The sequence below is a fragment of the Phenylobacterium koreense genome (assembly GCF_040545335.1).
Lineage (GTDB): Bacteria > Pseudomonadota > Alphaproteobacteria > Caulobacterales > Caulobacteraceae > Phenylobacterium > Phenylobacterium koreense.
This window is the reverse complement of sequence record NZ_JBEPLU010000003.1, coordinates 21,981-38,516: the sequence shown is the minus strand read 5'-3', so window position 1 is coordinate 38,516 and position 16,536 is coordinate 21,981. Positions and strand designations below refer to the sequence as shown.

Annotated in this window: 17 protein-coding genes; 6 read left to right on the top strand and 11 right to left on the bottom strand. The window is 66.7% G+C overall.

Annotation, left to right across the window (positions count from 1 at the left end):
• The first annotated feature begins 1 nt into the window (after position 1).
• Positions 2–676 (top strand): exosortase-associated protein EpsI, V-type, encoded by a 675-nt coding sequence (epsI, locus tag ABID41_RS16225; protein ID WP_354298105.1) that lies wholly within the window; start codon positions 2–4, stop codon positions 674–676.
• A gap of 49 nt (positions 677–725) precedes the next feature.
• Here epsI and rfbA read toward each other — a convergent pair whose 3' ends face one another.
• From rfbA to ABID41_RS16200, 5 genes are all read right to left on the bottom strand, one after another.
• A complete protein-coding gene (rfbA, locus tag ABID41_RS16220; protein ID WP_354298104.1) occupies positions 726–1,616 on the bottom strand; it encodes a glucose-1-phosphate thymidylyltransferase RfbA in 891 nt (296 codons plus the stop codon).
• A complete protein-coding gene (rfbD, locus tag ABID41_RS16215) occupies positions 1,617–2,528 on the bottom strand; it encodes a dTDP-4-dehydrorhamnose reductase (protein WP_354298103.1) in 912 nt (303 codons plus the stop codon).
• Entirely contained in the window at positions 2,525–3,589 is a 1,065-nt protein-coding gene (rfbB, locus tag ABID41_RS16210; RefSeq protein WP_354298102.1) for a dTDP-glucose 4,6-dehydratase, read from the bottom strand. The genes rfbD and rfbB overlap by 4 nt, the downstream gene beginning before the upstream one ends.
• 103 nt (positions 3,590–3,692) lie before the next feature.
• Positions 3,693–5,147 carry an ATP-binding protein gene (locus ABID41_RS16205; protein WP_354298101.1) on the bottom strand — a complete coding sequence of 485 codons (1,455 nt, stop codon included), beginning with the start codon at positions 5,145–5,147 and terminating at the stop codon, positions 3,693–3,695.
• 163 nt (positions 5,148–5,310) lie between these two features.
• Positions 5,311–5,556: an XrtV sorting system accessory protein gene (locus ABID41_RS16200; protein WP_331932117.1), complete on the bottom strand. Its 246-nt coding sequence runs from the start codon at positions 5,554–5,556 to the stop codon at positions 5,311–5,313.
• A 223-nt stretch (positions 5,557–5,779) separates the two neighbouring features.
• On the opposite strand from ABID41_RS16200, the gene ABID41_RS16195 reads away from it, so the two are divergent.
• On the top strand, positions 5,780–6,952 hold the full coding sequence (locus ABID41_RS16195) for an AGE family epimerase/isomerase (RefSeq protein ID WP_354298100.1): 1,173 nt from the start codon (positions 5,780–5,782) through the stop codon (positions 6,950–6,952).
• Here the strand turns inward: ABID41_RS16195 and ABID41_RS16190 are convergent.
• The 4 genes from ABID41_RS16190 to ABID41_RS16175 all read right to left on the bottom strand — a co-directional run bounded on the left by ABID41_RS16190 (position 6,949) and on the right by ABID41_RS16175 (position 11,882).
• Entirely contained in the window at positions 6,949–7,971 is a 1,023-nt protein-coding gene (locus tag ABID41_RS16190; protein ID WP_354298099.1) for an NAD-dependent epimerase, read from the bottom strand. The two genes, ABID41_RS16195 and ABID41_RS16190, sit on opposite strands and share 4 nt — an antisense overlap.
• Before the next feature lie 31 nt (positions 7,972–8,002).
• A complete protein-coding gene (locus ABID41_RS16185; RefSeq protein WP_354298098.1) occupies positions 8,003–9,940 on the bottom strand; it encodes a polysaccharide biosynthesis protein in 1,938 nt (645 codons plus the stop codon).
• Between the two features lie 195 nt (positions 9,941–10,135).
• The gene (locus ABID41_RS16180; protein ID WP_354298097.1) at positions 10,136–10,834 is read right to left on the bottom strand and encodes a TorF family putative porin; all 699 of its coding nucleotides are present in this window, start codon (positions 10,832–10,834) and stop codon (positions 10,136–10,138) included.
• Positions 10,835–11,078: 244 nt separating this feature from the next.
• On the bottom strand, positions 11,079–11,882 hold the full coding sequence (locus ABID41_RS16175) for an SDR family NAD(P)-dependent oxidoreductase (protein WP_354298096.1): 804 nt from the start codon (positions 11,880–11,882) through the stop codon (positions 11,079–11,081).
• Between the two features lie 88 nt (positions 11,883–11,970).
• Between ABID41_RS16175 and queF the strand changes: the two genes are divergently transcribed.
• Positions 11,971–12,426, top strand: a complete 456-nt coding sequence (gene queF / locus ABID41_RS16170; protein ID WP_331932134.1) for a preQ(1) synthase — start codon at positions 11,971–11,973, stop codon at positions 12,424–12,426.
• A 283-nt stretch (positions 12,427–12,709) separates the two neighbouring features.
• On the opposite strand, the gene ABID41_RS16165 is transcribed toward queF, so the two are convergent.
• Positions 12,710–13,321 carry a nitroreductase family protein gene (locus ABID41_RS16165; RefSeq protein ID WP_354298095.1) on the bottom strand — a complete coding sequence of 204 codons (612 nt, stop codon included), beginning with the start codon at positions 13,319–13,321 and terminating at the stop codon, positions 12,710–12,712.
• Between the two features lie 79 nt (positions 13,322–13,400).
• Here ABID41_RS16165 and ABID41_RS16160 point away from each other — a divergent pair, with 79 nt between their 5' ends.
• Positions 13,401–14,015 carry an NUDIX hydrolase gene (locus ABID41_RS16160; RefSeq protein ID WP_354298094.1) on the top strand — a complete coding sequence of 205 codons (615 nt, stop codon included), beginning with the start codon at positions 13,401–13,403 and terminating at the stop codon, positions 14,013–14,015.
• Between the two features lie 27 nt (positions 14,016–14,042).
• Positions 14,043–14,873, top strand: a complete 831-nt coding sequence (cysE, locus tag ABID41_RS16155; RefSeq protein WP_354298093.1) for a serine O-acetyltransferase — start codon at positions 14,043–14,045, stop codon at positions 14,871–14,873.
• Here the strand turns inward: cysE and ABID41_RS16150 are convergent.
• Positions 14,861–16,021, bottom strand: coding sequence for an MFS transporter (locus tag ABID41_RS16150; RefSeq protein ID WP_354298092.1), 1,161 nt, complete (start codon positions 16,019–16,021; stop codon positions 14,861–14,863). The two genes, cysE and ABID41_RS16150, sit on opposite strands and share 13 nt — an antisense overlap.
• A 275-nt stretch (positions 16,022–16,296) precedes the next feature.
• Here ABID41_RS16150 and ABID41_RS16145 point away from each other — a divergent pair, with 275 nt between their 5' ends.
• The gene (locus tag ABID41_RS16145) at positions 16,297–16,503 is read left to right on the top strand and encodes a DUF3126 family protein (protein WP_331932136.1); all 207 of its coding nucleotides are present in this window, start codon (positions 16,297–16,299) and stop codon (positions 16,501–16,503) included.
• Positions 16,504–16,536: the final 33 nt, after the last annotated feature.

Sequence of the window (16,536 nt, the reverse complement as noted above, 5' to 3'; positions counted from 1 at the left end):
TATGATCGGCCTCGCCTGCCTGGGGGCGGCTGGCGCGGCCTATGAGCTGGAGCCGCGGAGGCGTCAGGTGCTGCTTGAAAGCGGCAAGATGGCGGATGTCGTGCCGCTTCAGTTCGACGACTGGTCGGCAGAGAACTCCGATGGTCTGGTGCAGGCGCCGGAGGAAGGTACGCTCGCGGCGAGTCTCTACAGTGAGCTCGTGGGACGCATCTACCACCAGGCCGGCACCGGCACGGCCATCATGATGCTCATCGCCTACGGCGGCACACAGAGCGACATGTTGCAGCTTCACCGGCCGGAGTCCTGCTATCCCGCCGTGGGATTCACCTTGGTTTCAAGCGAGCCCTCCACGCTCCGGATAGGCCGTGGAGCCGCGATCCCTATTCGGCGGGTTGTCGCTTCCATGGCCGATCGCCAGGAGAACATCATCTATTGGGCGCGTTTGGGTGAGTACATGCCGAATTCGGCGGGCGAACAGCGCGAGGCGCGCCTGCGCGCGTCGATGCAGGGCTATGTTCCGGATGGCGCGCTTGTTCGCTTCTCCGTCGTCGGCGCTGATCGCGACGCCGCCTTTGCGGCTATGGATAGGTTCATTCCTGAACTGCTTGCCGCCATCGCCCCCGATCAACGTCGCGCCCTGGTCGGCACGACGCTCGCGCACCAGATGTCGGCCTAAGCCGAGCTTCAGCTTTCAGGGTGAAGCTCCCGGGCGGCCGGCTCGCGCTTCACCACCGATCCCGCAAGTCGCCGTCCCGCTCGGCGATCTCGAGCAGGTAGCGGCCGTAGGACGTCTTTTCGAACAGCTTGCCGCGGGCCTTCAGTTGATCGCGGCCGATGAAGCCGTTGAGGTAGGCGATTTCCTCAAGGCAGGCGATGTGGACGCCCTGGCGCTTCTGGACCGCCCGCACGAACTCGGACGCCTCGACCAGGCTCTCGTGAGTGCCGGTGTCGAGCCAGGCGTAGCCGCGCGAGAGCTGCTCTACGAAGAGGTCGCCGGCCTCCATGTACATGCGGTTGAGGTCGGTGATCTCGAGTTCGCCGCGCGCCGAGGGGCGAACCTGCTTGGCGAAGTCGACGACGCGGTTGTCGTAGAAATAGAGGCCTGTCACGGCCTGGCGCGAGCGGGGCTCGGCGGGCTTTTCTTCCAGGCTCATGGCCCGGCCGGTGTCGTCCAGTTCGACGACGCCATAGGCCTGCGGCTGGTCGACCTCGTAGGAGAAGATGGTCGCGCCGTTCTGGCGTGTCGCCGCCCGCTTCAGGAGCGCGCTCATGCCGGCGCCGAAGAAGATGTTGTCGCCAAGCACCAGGGCCCCGCGGTCGCCGGCCAGGAACTCCTCCCCGATCAGGAAGGCCTGGGCCAGGCCCTCGGGCTTCGGTTGGACGGCGTATTCGATGTTGAGCCCGAACGCCGACCCGTCGTCGAACAGGCGGCGATAGTTGTCGATGTACTCCGGCGAGGAGATGATCAGGATCTCGCGGATGCCGGCCAGCATCAGGACCGACAGCGGATAATAGATCATCGGCTTGTCGTAGATCGGCAGAAGCTGCTTGTTCACGGCCAGCGTGGCCGGATGCAGCCGTGTGCCGGAGCCGCCGGCAAGGATGATGCCCTTCATCTATGGTTCCTGTTTCTGTCGGGAGGCCGCCAGGGTCGCGACGATCTCTTCGACCGCGACGCGCCAGGGGCGGGGCGTGATCCCGTAGTCGCGGCGGAGCTTTCCTGCGTCGAGACGGGAATTGGCCGGCCGGCGCGCGGGGGTTGGATATTCGGAAGTCGGGATGGCATGCACGACCGGCGTGGGCAGGCCACGCTCGCCAGCCATCCGGAAGATCTCGCGGGCGAACTCGCACCAGCTCGCCTCGCCTTCATTGACGAAGTGGTAGGCGCCGGTCGGAGCCTCGGGATCGGCGACCATTCGCGCGAGAACCGTCAGCACCGTCTGGGCGATGTCGGTCGCGCTGGTGGGGCAGCCGCGCTGGTCGGCGACCACGCGCAGTTCCGGGCGGCTCTCGGCCAGCCGCAGCATGGTCTTGACGAAGTTGGCGCCGTGGGGACTGACCACCCAGGCGGTGCGCAGGATCACGTGACGCGGGTTTGCGGTGCGGACCGCCTGTTCGCCGCCTTCCTTCGAAGCGCCGTAGACGCCGATCGGCGCCACCGGATCGTCCTCGACGTAGAAGCCGTCCTTGGACCCGTCGAAGACGTAGTCGGTCGAGATGTGGATCAGCGGTATTTGCGCCTGCGCCGTGGCCTGGGCGAAGGCGGCCGGCCCCATGGCGTTGGCGGCCCAGGCCGTCACGACGTCGCTCTCGGCCTTGTCCACGGCGGTATAGGCCGCGCAGTTGATCACGGCCGCCCAGGGCTGCGAGGCGACGAGGCGCGAAATTGCGGCCGCATCGGACAGGTCCAGTTGCGCGCGGCTCGGCGCGACGATCTGGAACTGCGCGGGCGCGAGGCGAATGATCTCCGCGCCGACCTGGCCGCTGCCGCCGGTCAGCAGGATCTGGCGGACGTCCGGGGAGCTCATGCGCTGACGGTCTTCAGGCCCAGCCGTTGGGTGGCGTCGCTGCGAGCGAGGATCGGCGCCCACCAGGCTTCGTTCGCCAGGTACCAGCGGACGGTCTTTTCGATGCCGCTTTCGAAGCTCTCTTGCGCTTTCCAGTCGAGTTCGCGCGCCAGCTTGGAGGGATCGATCGCATAGCGATGATCATGTCCGGGGCGGTCGGCGACGTAGGTGATCTGCTCGCGATAGGACTTTCCGTCGGCGCGCGGGCGCAGATGGTCCAGCGTGTCGCAGATGGCGTGCACGACCTGCAGGTTGGTGCGCTCCGCACGGCCGCCGATGATGTAGCTCTCGCCCGGTTGGCCGGCCTCGAACACCCGGGTCAGGGCGCGCGCATGGTCGTCCACATAGAGCCAGTCACGGACGTTGGCTCCCGCGCCGTAGACCGGCAGCGGCTCGCCCGCGAGGCTCTTGACGATCATCAGCGGGATCAGCTTCTCGGGGAAGTGATAGGGCCCGTAATTGTTCGAGCAGTTGGTCACCAGCACCGGCAGGCCATAGGTGTGATGCCAGGCGCGGACCAGGTGATCGGACGACGCCTTGGAGGCCGAATAGGGCGAGCGCGGGTCGTAGGCCGTGGTCTCGGTGAAGAAGCCGGTGTCGCCCAACGAACCGAACACCTCGTCGGTGGAGATGTGGTGGAACCGGAAGGCGGATTTGGCCCGGGCGTCCAGGCCGCGCCAGTAGTCCAGCACTTCGGACAGCATGACGAAGGTGCCGACCACGTTGGTCTGGATGAACTCGGCTGGACCATCGATGGAGCGGTCCACATGGGACTCCGCGGCCAGGTGGGTGACCACGTCGGGGCGGAAGTCCTGCAGCGCCGCGCGAATGGCGCCCGCGTCGGCCACGTCCGCCTGCCTGAAGGCGTAGCGGTTGTTTCCGGCCACCCCGTCGAGGGAGCGCAGATCTCCGGCATAGGTCAGCTTGTCGAGGTTGAGGACCTCGTGCTCGGTCTCGGCGATCAGATGACGGACCAGGGCCGAGCCGATGAACCCGGCGCCGCCGGTGACGAGAATGCGCAAACCCTTACCCCCATACAGCTTAAGCGGAGCAGCGCCATGGGGCGCTGCGGGTCGTTTACTACAACCGGGCGGCCTTGGCGAAGGCCGCCGCCTTGCGGACGGCTCAGGATCGGCCGGCGCGCCCCGCGACCGCGGAAGCCGCTTCCGGCTTCTCGGGAGCGGCCTTCACGACTGCCGCGCCATCGTCGCCGCCACCAGGCTTTCTCTCGTCCAGGAAGCGCTTCTGAGCGGCCAGGATCCAGAGATAGGGCAGGACGGCCTCCTCGAAGAAGACGTAGCTGCGGCCGTGTTCGTCGTCTTGCCGCTCCAGCAGAATGTGGTTGGCGGCGAGCTCGTCGATGGTGGCCTTCGCGCTCGGTCCGTTCGGATGCGCAGCGTCCACGTCGCGCTCGTCGAACCGGCCGTTGTTGAACTGCGCCGCGCCGGCCATCACGCCGAGGATATGGCGGGCGCCAGCCTTGGTCGCCTGATCAATCTGCGCCAGCGACTGCTTGGAGATGCGGCCGCGGAACTCGGTCAGGGCCTGCTCGACGGCGACTGCCACGTCCTCGACCATGACACGGTCGCGCCCCTTGTCGATCGCCACCAACCCGGCGTGATGGCTGAACAGGCTGGCCAGATAGGGAGAGCCGTTCGCGACGGAAACGATGAAGTCCGTCGCGACCTTGTCGAAGGTGACGCCGCTGTGAGCCTCGCCGTTCTCGACCAGGTGGTTGACCTCGGCCGTGCTCATCTTCGGCACCTGCAGGGCGAAGATGTTCCGGCGGATCGACGGGATATGCTCGACCAGTTCGGTGAGGTCGGCGGCGACGCCGGCGATCACCAGTTGGGTGCGGATCGAGCGGTCGGAAAGGTTCTTGATCAGCTCGGCGATGTTGCGCCGGAACTCCGGGGACTCGCAGACATCGAATTCGTCGAGCACCACCAGGACGCGGGTGCCGGTCAGCTTGGCGAAAAGGTCCGCCACCAGACGCGGCGTGAGCTGGGTCGGGGGCAGCAGATCGGCCAGCGAACCGCCCTTTTCCGCCTGTTCCGTCGTCGGCGCGAAGCCGCTGTGGAACAGGAGCGGCACGTCTTCGGCCACGGCCCGGAAGATTTCGTCGAAGGTCGAGGCCGCGCCGCAGGAGACGTAGACCACGATGTAGCGCGCTTCCTGCGCGGCCTGGGTCAGCACGTGGACGAGCGAGGTCTTACCGATCCCGCGCTCGCCGTACATGATGACGTGGACCCGCTGGTCCTCGATCGAGCGGATGAGCGTCGTCAGCACGTCCAGGCGGCCTGCGAACAGGCGCCTGTCGGTGATCGGCTGCGATGGCGTAAAGGCGCTGCGCAGTTTCACGCGCGCGGCCGCGGTGGCGTCGGTCAGGCGCGGGCTGAGCTGGTCGCCGGCGGTGGAGTGAAAGCGCGGGAACGCTTCAGCCGCAGGCTTTCCTTCAGTCGCGCGCGGCGCGGGCTTCGGGGGCGGCGCGGCCGTGAACACCAGACCAGGCTGCGCGTTCCGAGCCGCCTTCGGCTTGCGGCCCAACGAGCGCGCCATCAGGCTATTGATCCAACTCACGGCGCCTCCAAACACGCATGCTGCGGTGCGTTTGCGATATCGACGGGGTCCATAAATCGCAGGGTCCAGCCAACTTCCGGTAAACACGCCGATTGTGGCGAAATCTTAAAACGGTGCAGTTGAGTCAACGTTAATCGACCGTCGATCCTGCTTAGCTTGCAGTCTAGAACTTCAGATTGAACGGTTTCAGCACGTACGCGACATAGGCGACCACGGCCACGATGATTGCGAAGGCGATCGCGCCATGGCCCTGGTTGCCGACATAGTTCGCCAGCGCCAAGCCAAGGCAGGCCGGGAGATACTGGTAGATATTGTCCTTCGGCTCCTCCTGCGCGGTGGACCTGTGCAGGAACAGGACAATCAACGCGCCGAAGATCGCGACCGTGACCCAATCGTAGATCGTCTGCATGGCGCCAACCCCTAAGCATGCCTTTTGAACGAAGCAGCTTCTGGCCTGCATAAATCAGACCAAAAAGAACGCTGCAATGTGAAATTCGCGAGAGAGGCGAGTGGTGACGCGCAGCGGCGCCGCTCCATTTCTTCGCCGTAATCGCCTGCGACGCGGCTATGCGCAGTCTCGTGACGTCGCGAGGCGGGCAGGTTATCTGAGCAATTCAACGAAGGGTAGGCGAGTGGCTGGCGATTCGGTGACCAAGAGCGGGAAGGTGGGCGTGCGGGCCGCGCCGGGTCGGTTTGCCGATCTGGCGGCGGCGTCCCGCGCTTACGACCGCTGGCTGCGCAAAGCCGCCCTGCCGATCTGGTGGGCGAAGGGCGCCGATCGCCAGCAAGGCGGGTTCATCGAGGCCCTGAGCGTGGAAGGAGATCCGCGGCCCGGGCCGCGGCGCGCCCGCGTGCAGGGCCGCCAAGCCTATGTCTACGCCACGGCCGGCATGCTTGGGTGGGACGGCCCCTGGCGCGAGGCGGCTTGGCATGGCGTGGACTTCTTTGTCGATCGGTTCCGCCGGCCGGACGGGCTCTTCAGGACCCTGGTGGGCCTCGACGGCGAAGTGCTCGACGATACGCCCATGCTCTACGATCAGGCCTTCGCGCTGCTCGGGACCGCCACTCTGCGCCGCGCCGACCCTGAGCGTGCGGGCGAATTGCGCGACGTGGCGCTCGGCGTGCTCGATGGGCTGCAGTCGATGCGCAATCCAGCCGGCGGCTACATCGAGAATATCGCCTACCCCTATCAGGCCAACGCGCACATGCACCTCCTGGAGGGCGCTCTCGCCTGGGCGGAGGTCGAGCCGGATCCCTGGGAGGCTATGGCCGCCGAGATCATCGATCTGGCGCTGACGGTCTTCATCGACCCAAAGGGACGCTTCCTGCGCGAGTTCTTCGACGCCTCCTGGGGTGTGGCCGGTAGCGATGATGGCCGGCTGGTCGAACCCGGTCACCAGTTCGAATGGGCCTGGCTGCTCGCGCGCTGGGGGCGCCAGTATGATCGTGCGGACGTGGTGGAGGCCGGACGCGATCTCTACAGGGCGGGCTTGCGCGGGATCGACCCGGTCCGCAACGTCGCGGTCAACGAGCTCTGGGACGACTTTACGTTGCGGGATGGCACGGCCCGCCTTTGGCCGCAGACCGAGCGCCTGAAGGCTGAGCTATTGTTCGGAAACGAGACAAGCCAACTGGCCGCGGCCGATAGCTTGCAACGCTATCTCGAAACGCCGGCGGCTGGCGTATGGCGGGACAAGATGCGCCCGGATGGCGGGTTCATCGACGAACCGGCGCCAGCTACATCATTCTACCACGTGCTTTGCGCCTGCACCGAGCTGTTCCGCGCGGCGCCGTTACGGCCTTAGTTCTTCCCCACCCGGAAGAAGTCCATGTACCAGTCCACGAAGCGCCCGACTCCGATCTCGATCGGCGTCGAGGGGGCGTAATCCAATGCGAGCTCGGTGTCCGACACGTCAGCGTCGGTGCGGCTGACGTCCCCTGGCTGCATCGGCAGCAGGTTGAGCTGGGCCTTGCGGCCGATCTTCTCTTCCAGGACTTCGATGTAGCGCATCAGCTCGGTGCTGCGGCTGTTGCCGAGGTTCAGGACACGCCAGGGTGCGACACCGCTCGTGGCGGGGTCCGGATGGACGGCATCCCAGGTTTGCGATGGCGTGGCTGGCCGGTCCAGCGCCGCCAGCACTCCGGTCACGATGTCGTCGATGTAGGTGAAGTCACGCTGCATCCGGCCCTGGCCATACACGTCGATTGGCCGTCCGGCGAAGATCGCGTCGGTGAACTTGAACAGCGCCATGTCGGGCCGGCCCCAGGGACCGTAGACGGTGAAGAAGCGCAGGCCGGTGGACGGGATGCCGAAGAGATGCGCGTAGGCGTGCGCCATCGCTTCGTTCGCCAGTTTGGTCGCAGAGTAGAGCGTGATCGGATGGTGCACCGGGTCATGCACCGAGGAGGGGAAGTTGCCGTTCGCGCCATAGACGGTGCTCGTCGAGGCGAAGACCAGGTGCTCGACCTCAGCTGAGCGACAGCCCTCGAGGATATTGCCGAAGCCGACCAGATTGGAATCCACATAGGCGGCGGGCTGTTCGAGGCTGTAGCGGACGCCGGCCTGGGCGGCCAGGTTGATGACCCGGGCAGGGCGGGCGTCCTTGAAGAGCCGCGCCATGGCCTCGCGGTCGGCCAGGTCGATGGCCGCGTGGCGATAGCCTTCACGGGCTTCGAGCCGCGCCAGGCGCGCCTGCTTCAACGTCGGGTCGTAATAAGGATTGAGGTTGTCCAGCCCGACGACCTCGTCGCCGCGATCGAGCAGGCGATGGGCGACGTGCGAACCGATGAAGCCGGCCGAACCGGTGACAAGAATGACCGCCATGGGCCTCGCTTAGACGCTTAGCGCGTCCGCGTCACGCGTTGGAGACGACCCGCAGGGCCGGGACCGGCGGCTTTTCGCCCCGCACCTGGGCCACGATGTCGAACAGGCGGGTCCGCACCTCGTCGACCTTCCCGGCGCTGGCCAGCTCCTCCAGCTCGAGAAGATGGTTGGCGGTGATCCGCAGGGCCGAGGGCGAGACGACCTCCATGACCTTGGGGGCGCAGGGGATCGACCGCTCGGTTTCATCGAGCAGGGCTTCGGTGAGCTTCTCGCCCGGGCGCAGGCCGGTGACCTCGATCTCGATGTCCTTGCCCGGAGCATGGCCGGACAAGGCGATCATCTGGCGCGCGAGATCCATGATCCGGACCGGCTCGCCCATTTCCAGCAGGAACAGGCGCGCGTGCGGGGTCTGTTCGCCCTCGGCCGAGGTGGCGGTGGCGTGGAGCACCAGTTGGGCCGCCTCCGGGATGGTCATGAAGAACCGCTCGATGTCCTCATGGGTCACCGTCACCGGCCCGCCGCGCTCGATCTGCGAGCGGAAGATGGGCACCACCGATCCGGCCGAGCCCAGGACGTTGCCGAAGCGGACCGCAGCGAAGCGGGCGCCAGGGCCCACCTGCTGGGCCTGGATGACGGCCTCGGCCAGCCGCTTGGTGGCGCCCATGACGTTGGACGGATCGACAGCCTTGTCGGTCGAGATCAGCACCATCAGGCCAGCGCCGCTGGCGCGGGTCGCCTCGGCGACGTTCCAGGTGCCGATGACGTTGGTCAGCACGCCCTCGCAAGGATGCCGCTCGACCATCGAGACGTGCTTGAGGGCTGCGGCGTGGAACACAAGGTCCGGCGTTTCGCGCTTGAAGGCTTGCTGCAGGCGGTGGGCGTTACGCACGTCGCAGAGCACGGCGTTGCGTGAGATCGCGGGCCAGGTCTCGGCCATCTCGCGATCGATCTCGAACAGCGAGGTCTCCGAGAAATCCAGCAGGCTGATGTGCGCGGCCTGGAAGCGCGCGACCTGCCTGACCAGCTCGGCCCCGATGGAGCCGCCGGCTCCGGTGATCAGCACCCGGCGGCCGCGAATGAGCGCGCCGACCGCCGCCCGGTCCAGTTCGATCGGATCGCGGGCCAGCAGCTCCTCGACGCTGATCTCCCGCATCGGCAGCAGCGGCATGCCCTCGTGGTGGGCGAGTTCGACGATCGACGGCAGCCGCAGCAGGCGGATGCCGTCGTTCTTGAGCTGGCCGAGCTGATCGGCCGTCAAGCCTTTCAGGCGGCCGGGCTCGTCGAGGAAGAGGATCGCGCGCGGATAGCGGTTCCAGCGGCGCAGGTCGGCCAGCGCCTCGTCCAGCTTGCCCAGGGTTTCGATGACGCAGACGCCGCGGACCTGCTGGCCGACATCGCGCGCGTCGGCGCTGACGATGCCGACCGGGCTCCAGGCGTGGTCATGCCGGCGAGCCGCGTCACGCAGGTAAGAGTCAGCCAGGGCGGGCGAGCCGATCAGCAGCAGCGAGGGCGCATTCGGCGTCCGGTCGAGCGCGGTCTTGAGCGGCGTGAAGCTGTCGAGGGCGTGTTCGTGCAGGGCCCGTCGCATGAGGCGCGCGCCCATCGAGCCGGCCATCTGAAACACCACGGCCATGGCCAGGGCTGATCGCGGCAGGCCCTCGGCGCGATTCAGCACGAAGACGCCGAGCAGGAAGACGCCCGCCGTCAGGAAGGCGGTGCGGGCCAGGACGAGGACGTCCGGGATCGAGACGTATCGCCAGGGCGACAGCTCGCGTCGGAAGAGGGTCGAGAAGATCGCGGCCAGCCCGGCGTACATCCCGATGAGCTGGAGGAGCTTCAATCGAGATAGGGCTGGGGCGGCCGTTTCAAGGAATTGGCCCGAGGCCAGCAGGTAGGCGATAAAGAAAGCACCGGCGGCGATCAGAGCATCAGCGACGATGGTCTGGGCTCGATTGGCCACCTGCTCCATGAATCGCGCTCCACGTCTCATTCTAAAGTTGCAACATAGACGCGTCGTCGCGACCGTCCAATGAAACTCCGAACCCAGCCATTTAGCTCCACCACGGAACGTCGTTTTTTGCCGGCGGGCCTCCCGAGACGACAAGAGCCGCCTCGTGGTGCAAGGCGGCTCCTTCTTAATTGGGGAATCGGGCCGTTGAGGGGCCTAGAACACCGCCTTCAGCCCCAGTACCACACGCCCGTCGTAGAGTTTGCCGAATTCGTGCCCGTCGGTGTCGAAGTAGCGGAGGTCGAACCCGAGGACGTCGGTGGCCGCGTAGCCGATGCCGAAGTTCCAGGTGCTGTAGTCCCCGTCATAGTCGACCTCCTGGTGGCCGACGGCGCCGGACAGCGTCAGCTTTTCGTTGAGCGGCACAGAGCCGTTGACCTCGTAATAGGTCGCCGGACCCGTTCCGCCGAAGAAGTCGTCGGAGTAGTAGAGCGCCGCGCCGACGACCGCCGGCCCGGCCGGCACGGAGGCGGCGGCTTTCCACTCCAGGTAATCCTGGTCAGAGCCCGACGGGGCGCCGGCGTAGCCGTAATAGACGACTCCGAGGTCGAGGGTCACCGGCCCCACTGTCGGGCGAACGCCGAGATAAAGGTCGTACTCGGCGTCGGTCTGGTTGCCGAAGTTGACGTTGGAGGCCCACGCGCCGGCATAACCCAGGCCCCACAGGGTCGCGTCCACGCCGGCATAGGCCTGCGGGTTCCGGTCCGTCTGGCTCACCCCGCGGAACACGTAGTCGGTGGCGGCTCCGACGTTGAAGGAAAGATCGATCGGCTTTTCGGCGTCCTGCGCGGCGGCGGTCCCAGCGAGGGCGAGCGCCGCGGCGGCGGCCATGAGCGCTGACAAGGTCTTGTTCATTTGAGTTTTATCCCCTTTGCGCGATCGGCTCCCAGCGATCGCTGATCTGAGATCGCCAGCGGCGATGCCGCAGATCAACGCAGGTCAAGCTTGGGATCGCGCGGCTCAGACGCCTGAGCGTTTTTTGGGCGACGTGCAAGCGTCGAGCTGAAAAAACCGGCGCCAAAGCGGCCCAAAATGGGAATCTTTCGCCGGAGATCCCGCCAACTGCGCAAGACGCGAGCAGTTGGCGGGGAGGAGACGCCTAGCGCATGCTGAGCGGCGCGTATCCAAGGTGCGAGCCGGCGTCCACCAGCAGGGTCTCGCCGGTGACATGCCGGGCGCCGGGCGAGGCGAGGAAGACGGCAGCGGCGGCGACGTCTTCGGCCGAGGACGCGACCTTGAGCGGGGTGTTGGCCGCGGCGTTCTCGGCCATTTTCTGGGCGCGTTCGGCGCCGAAACCCTTGCCGAACCAAGGGGTGTCGATGAAGCCGGGGCAGATCGCGTTCACGCGGATCTGCGGCGCCAGGGCGCGGGCCAGGGACAGGGTCATGGTGTTCATTGCGCCCTTGGACGCCGCGTACGGCACCGACGAGCCGATGCCGGCGACGCCGGCGATGGAGGAGGTGTTGACCACCGCACCGGGGCGAGGGGCCGCCTCCAACAGGCTGCGCGCCGCGCGCACCATCTGGAAAGCCCCGACCACGTTGACCGCGTAGAGTTGCAGGAAGTCCTCGGCTCCGACCGCGTCCAGGTCCGCGTGGTTCCCGGCGAACTTTGTCATGCCGGCGTTGTTGAAGAGGGCGTCGATCCGCCCGAACGGCTCTGCAGCGGCGGCGATTTTCCGGCAATCGGCGTCAATGGAGACATCGCCCTGGACGAGGACGGCCTTGGCGGCCTGCGCCTCGACCAGCCGGGCCGTCTCCTGGGCTTCATCGGCGCTGCGCGCATAGTTGATGACCACGGCCTGCGCGCCACGGCTGGCCGTTTCGACGGCGATGGCGCGCCCCAGGCCCGTGGAGGCGCCCGTAACGACGACGATGAAATCCTGAAAATCCTTGCCGGCCACTGGCGCGCTCCCTTGTCTTGTTGTTGTGCTCGAAGTTGATAGCGGCTGGCTTTGTTGCCGCAAACCTCGCGCCGGGATAAATCGCGGCATGGAAGAAATGCATCTGACCCAACTGGGTCGTGACGTGCGCGGGTTCGACAGCCCGGAGACGGCGGTGCTCGAGCGCGTGCCGAACCCCCAAAGCGACGTCCTTTATCTCGCGCGCTTCACGGCTCCCGAATTCACCTCCCTCTGCCCGGTGACCGGCCAGCCGGACTTCGCGCACCTGGTCATCGATTATGCGCCCGGCGATTGGCTGATCGAATCGAAGTCGCTCAAGCTCTATCTTGGCTCGTTCCGCAATCACGGCGCGTTCCACGAGGACTGTACCGTCGCGATCGGCCGGCGGATCGTCGAAGTCGCTGCGCCACGCTGGCTGCGGATCGGCGGCTATTGGTATCCCCGAGGCGGGATTCCGATCGACGTATTCTGGCAGACCGGCCCAGCGCCGGAAGGGTTATGGGCGCCTGACCAAGGCGTTCCGCCTTATCGTGGGCGCGGATAACAGAACTCACGCGCTAGATGCGACGCATTATCCTATATCCGTTAGTTCGTGGCCGGATTTTTTACGTAGACGGATAATGTTGTAGTTGATGTCTACAATATAGTGATCGGCCCTAGCTCTAACGCCTCGGGCGCCGCGCTGCAAAATGCGCGGTATGGACGGTCTCATTGACTAGCGGGCGGCGCGTTGATGTGCTAAGCAAACAATGCCCATCTCTCCTCGGGCGTGTCACATCAGGCCGGGCGGCGCGCCATCGCCGCCCGGCCGTCGTGTTTTCAGTGGGTTACGATCGCCAAACGGTCGTCAAGGCGGCCGGATTGGGCCGCTCCCGCTCCAGCGGCGGCTCCCTGGGCGTCCCCATGAGAACGAATCCCGTCACGTTTTCTTCCGGGCTCAGGCCGAGAATCGCCTTGGCCTCGCCGTCATAGGCGTACCAGTCGGTGATCCAGTTGGCGCCGTAGCCCATGGCCTGGGCGGCGTAGAGCAGGGTGGTGCAGACCGCTCCCGACGAGAGAAGTTGTTCCCATTGGGGAATTTCGTGATTCCGTGTCGCCGAGACGACGGCCACGCCCATCGGCGGCGTCTTCAGTTTCACCAGCTTGGCCGCAGCCTTCGCATCGCCGCGCGACTGGGCCAGCGCTTCGAGCTTTGCGGCGAACGCCGCCTTGCCTTCGCCCTCCAGGACGATGAACCGCCAGGGGGCCAGCTTGCCATGGTCGGGCACGCGCGTGGCCAGGGCGATGAGCGTCCTGATCTCGTCGGTGCTGGGCCCTGGCCCTCCCAGCGTCACGGCCGAAGCCGATCGGCGGGTGGCGAGGAAGCGCAGCACTTCGGGGGACGGATGTTGCTCGAGCGGCGCGCCGAACTCCGGCGTGGGGGGCAGGAAGGTGGACAAGGCGCGCGTCTCGCTGGGAAAGAGGATGGGACGCCTTTATTGGGGGCGAGGCTCCGCAACCGCAAGGTCAGTTGAGAATATGTCGCAAAAACCGGTGTGGCTGACCGCCCATGGCGAACCTTGGCGACGGGGCGAGGCGCGGGTCGCTTATGAGAACCCCTGGATCTGCGTGACCGAGCAGCAGGCGATCGCTCCTACCGGCAAGCCGGCGCTTTATGGCCTGGTCGGATTCAAGAATCTCGCCCTCGCCGTCCTGCCGATCGACGATGCGGGCCAGGTGGTGCTCGTCGGCCAGCATCGCTTTCCATTCGCCGACTATAGTTGGGAGATCCCCGAGGGCGGCGGCCCGCGCGGCGAGGATCCGCTCGAGGGCGCCCGCCGCGAGCTGGCCGAAGAGGCGGGGCTCGAGGCTGCGTCCTGGCAGGAGGTGCTGCGGGTCCAGCTCTCGAACTCCGTGACCGACGAACTGGCGATCGGCTATCTGGCCACCGGGCTGCGGCCTTGCGCGAATCCGCCAGAGCGCGACGAGACCGAGGACATCGCTCTGGTCCGAGCGCCGTTTCGCGAAGTGCTCGACGCGGCTATGAACGGCCACCTGCGCGATGCATTGACCGTTGCGATGTTGCTGCGCGCCTACCACATGGCCAGGGAAGGGCATTTGCCCGGCGCCTTGGCCAGCGCCATGCTAGGATAAGGAGCGTCCATGGGACGGGAGGAGCCTTTGAGCCAGCGCCTGGAAGTCATCGATCCCACCGCCGCGCCCCCCGTCTGGGCGGCCTTGCGGATGGAAGCTGAGCGGGCGGCCAGGGCCGAGCCCGCGCTCGCCTCGCTGCTCAACGCGGTGATCCTCAGTCACGGCGACCTCGGCGACGCGCTGTCCTATCAGTTCGCGAGGAAGCTGGGCGACCAGGAACTCCGCGCCATGAGCCTGCGAGAACTGGCCGACGCCGCCTATCGCGCCGATCCGCGACTGGTCGAGATCGCCGAACGCGACCTGAAGGCGGTGTTCGAGCGCGACCCGGCCTGCAAGGGTTATGTCCAGCCGTTCCTGTTCTTCAAGGGGTTCCAGGCGCTGCAGACCCAGCGCATCGCCCATTGGCTGTGGAGCCAGGGGCGCGAGACCATCGCCCACTATCTGCAAAGCCGCATGTCGGAGGTGTTCCAGGTGGACATCCACCCGGCTACCCGCATCGGGGCCGGGGTGTTCATCGACCACGGCACCGGCATCGTCATCGGCGAAACTGCGGTGATCGGCGACGATGTCTCGCTGCTGCAGGGCGTGACCCTGGGCGGCACCGGCGCCGAACGCGGTGATCGCCATCCCAAGATCGGCAACGGCGTGCTGCTGGGCGCCGGCGCCAAGGTGCTCGGCAACATCACCATCGGCGATTACGCCAAGATCGCCTCCGGCTCGGTGGTGCTAAAGCCTGTTCCGGCGCACTGCACAGCCGCCGGCGTCCCGGCCCGGCTGGTCAACTGCCCGACCTGCGACGAGCCGGCGCGCAGCATGGACCACACCCTGGCGGAGGCGGTCTACGACTACGTCATCTGAAGCGCGGCGGGCTGCGGCGCGCCGTAGACCCTTCGCAGCAGGATGAAGGCGCTGGCCGTGCCGATCAAAGCCGCGGCTATGGCGGCCGAGAACGGCGCGCCCATCCAGATCAGGCCCGCGGCCATCAGGCAGCCGCTCGCCCCGCCGGCGTCCCAACCGCCCTCCGCGGCAATGTGGAAGCGTAGCGCGCAGGGCGAACTCTTCGAGAGATTGTAGACCGCCGTCATCATGGTCGGCGTGTAGAGCGCCACGACGATGGCGCCGGCGGCGTTGGCCAGGATCGCCGCCGCCGGATGCTGCCAGGCCACCGTCCGCGCCAGGATCGTCGCGGCCATGACGCCGCAGGAAATCCAGACCGCGCGCCGTCCATGTCCCGCATCGATGAAGCGGCCCAGGAACAGGCCCGCCGCCGCGCCGACCAGGGCCGCCAGCGCCATGGCTCCGCCGAACGCCGCGAAGTCCTGCTTCAGCGAAATGAACAGCGCGATCTGCCAGACGAAGGCGTAGCCCATGGCCGTCCAGCCGTCGGCGGCGAACAGCAGCACGCCCATGAGCGCCGCACGCAGCGCGCCGGGCGCCTGGTCGAGAATCCGCACATTGGGGGCCCAGAAGAGCGGCAGGGCCGACAGCATTAGCGCCACGCAGGTCGCGCCGAAGGCGAACTGCGGTCCGATCGTCACCAGCGCCCATCCGGTCAGCAGGGGCGCTGCGATCCCGACGACGGCGGAGATCGCCTCTCGAGCGCTGATCTGGTGTCCGCGATGCTCGGCGTCTCCCAGTGACGCGAAATAGGCGTGGTAGGCCGTCCAGTAGAAGGTGTCCCCGACCGAGGCGAAGGCGCAGAGCGCCGCCAGCGGCCAGCCGACCCCGTCGACCTGGGCCAGTAGCGGATACTGCAGGGCGGTCACGAAGGTCCCCACGATCACCAGGGGCTTCAGACCGAAGCGGCGTCCCAATGGCAGGATGGCCGGGCGGATCAGGAACCGCCCGATCAGGATCGCGGCCATGGCGGTCAGGACCGCCTGGGCCGGAACTCCGGCCTTCAGCAGGAAGGCTGCGAAGAAGGCGCCCCCGCCGCTGAGCGCCAGCGCGTGCACGCCGTAGTGCAGATTGAGGAGATTGACGGTGCTGTTGCGAAAGAACGCCATGGTGGCTGTCCCGAAAGCGAGCGGCAGGCTTCAGGAACTCGCGTCCCTGATTGGCGGATGGTCTCGGCTTTGGAGGGTCTTAGACTGCCACGTGTCGGGTCTTTCGCGCTCGGCGCTGATGACAGGCCACTCTAGGCGCCGGAGCGGTCGCGGTTCAAGCGGGATGGGCTGCGCGACCACCCGCCGCGTCCCCAGCTTTTTGCGCGGTCGGCGCTTTCCGCCCCGACACAAAGCGCGCTAGGTTCCGCGCGAAATCGACGAAGGAGCGCTGCGTGCTGGACGAAAAGACTATCCGCCGACTCGAAGGCCACCTGCGCGGCACTTTCGCCAACGCGCGGATCACGCTGGTTCCGCGGCCGAAGCAGAAGGACTCCGCCGAGGTCTATATCGGCGAGGAATTCGTGGGCGTTGTGTTCGAGGACGAGGACGGCGATGGCTCGTTCATGTTCGAGATGGCCATCCTCGCCGAGGATCTGCCCTAATAGACGAGTGCGGCGGACCCCGAGGTCCGCCGC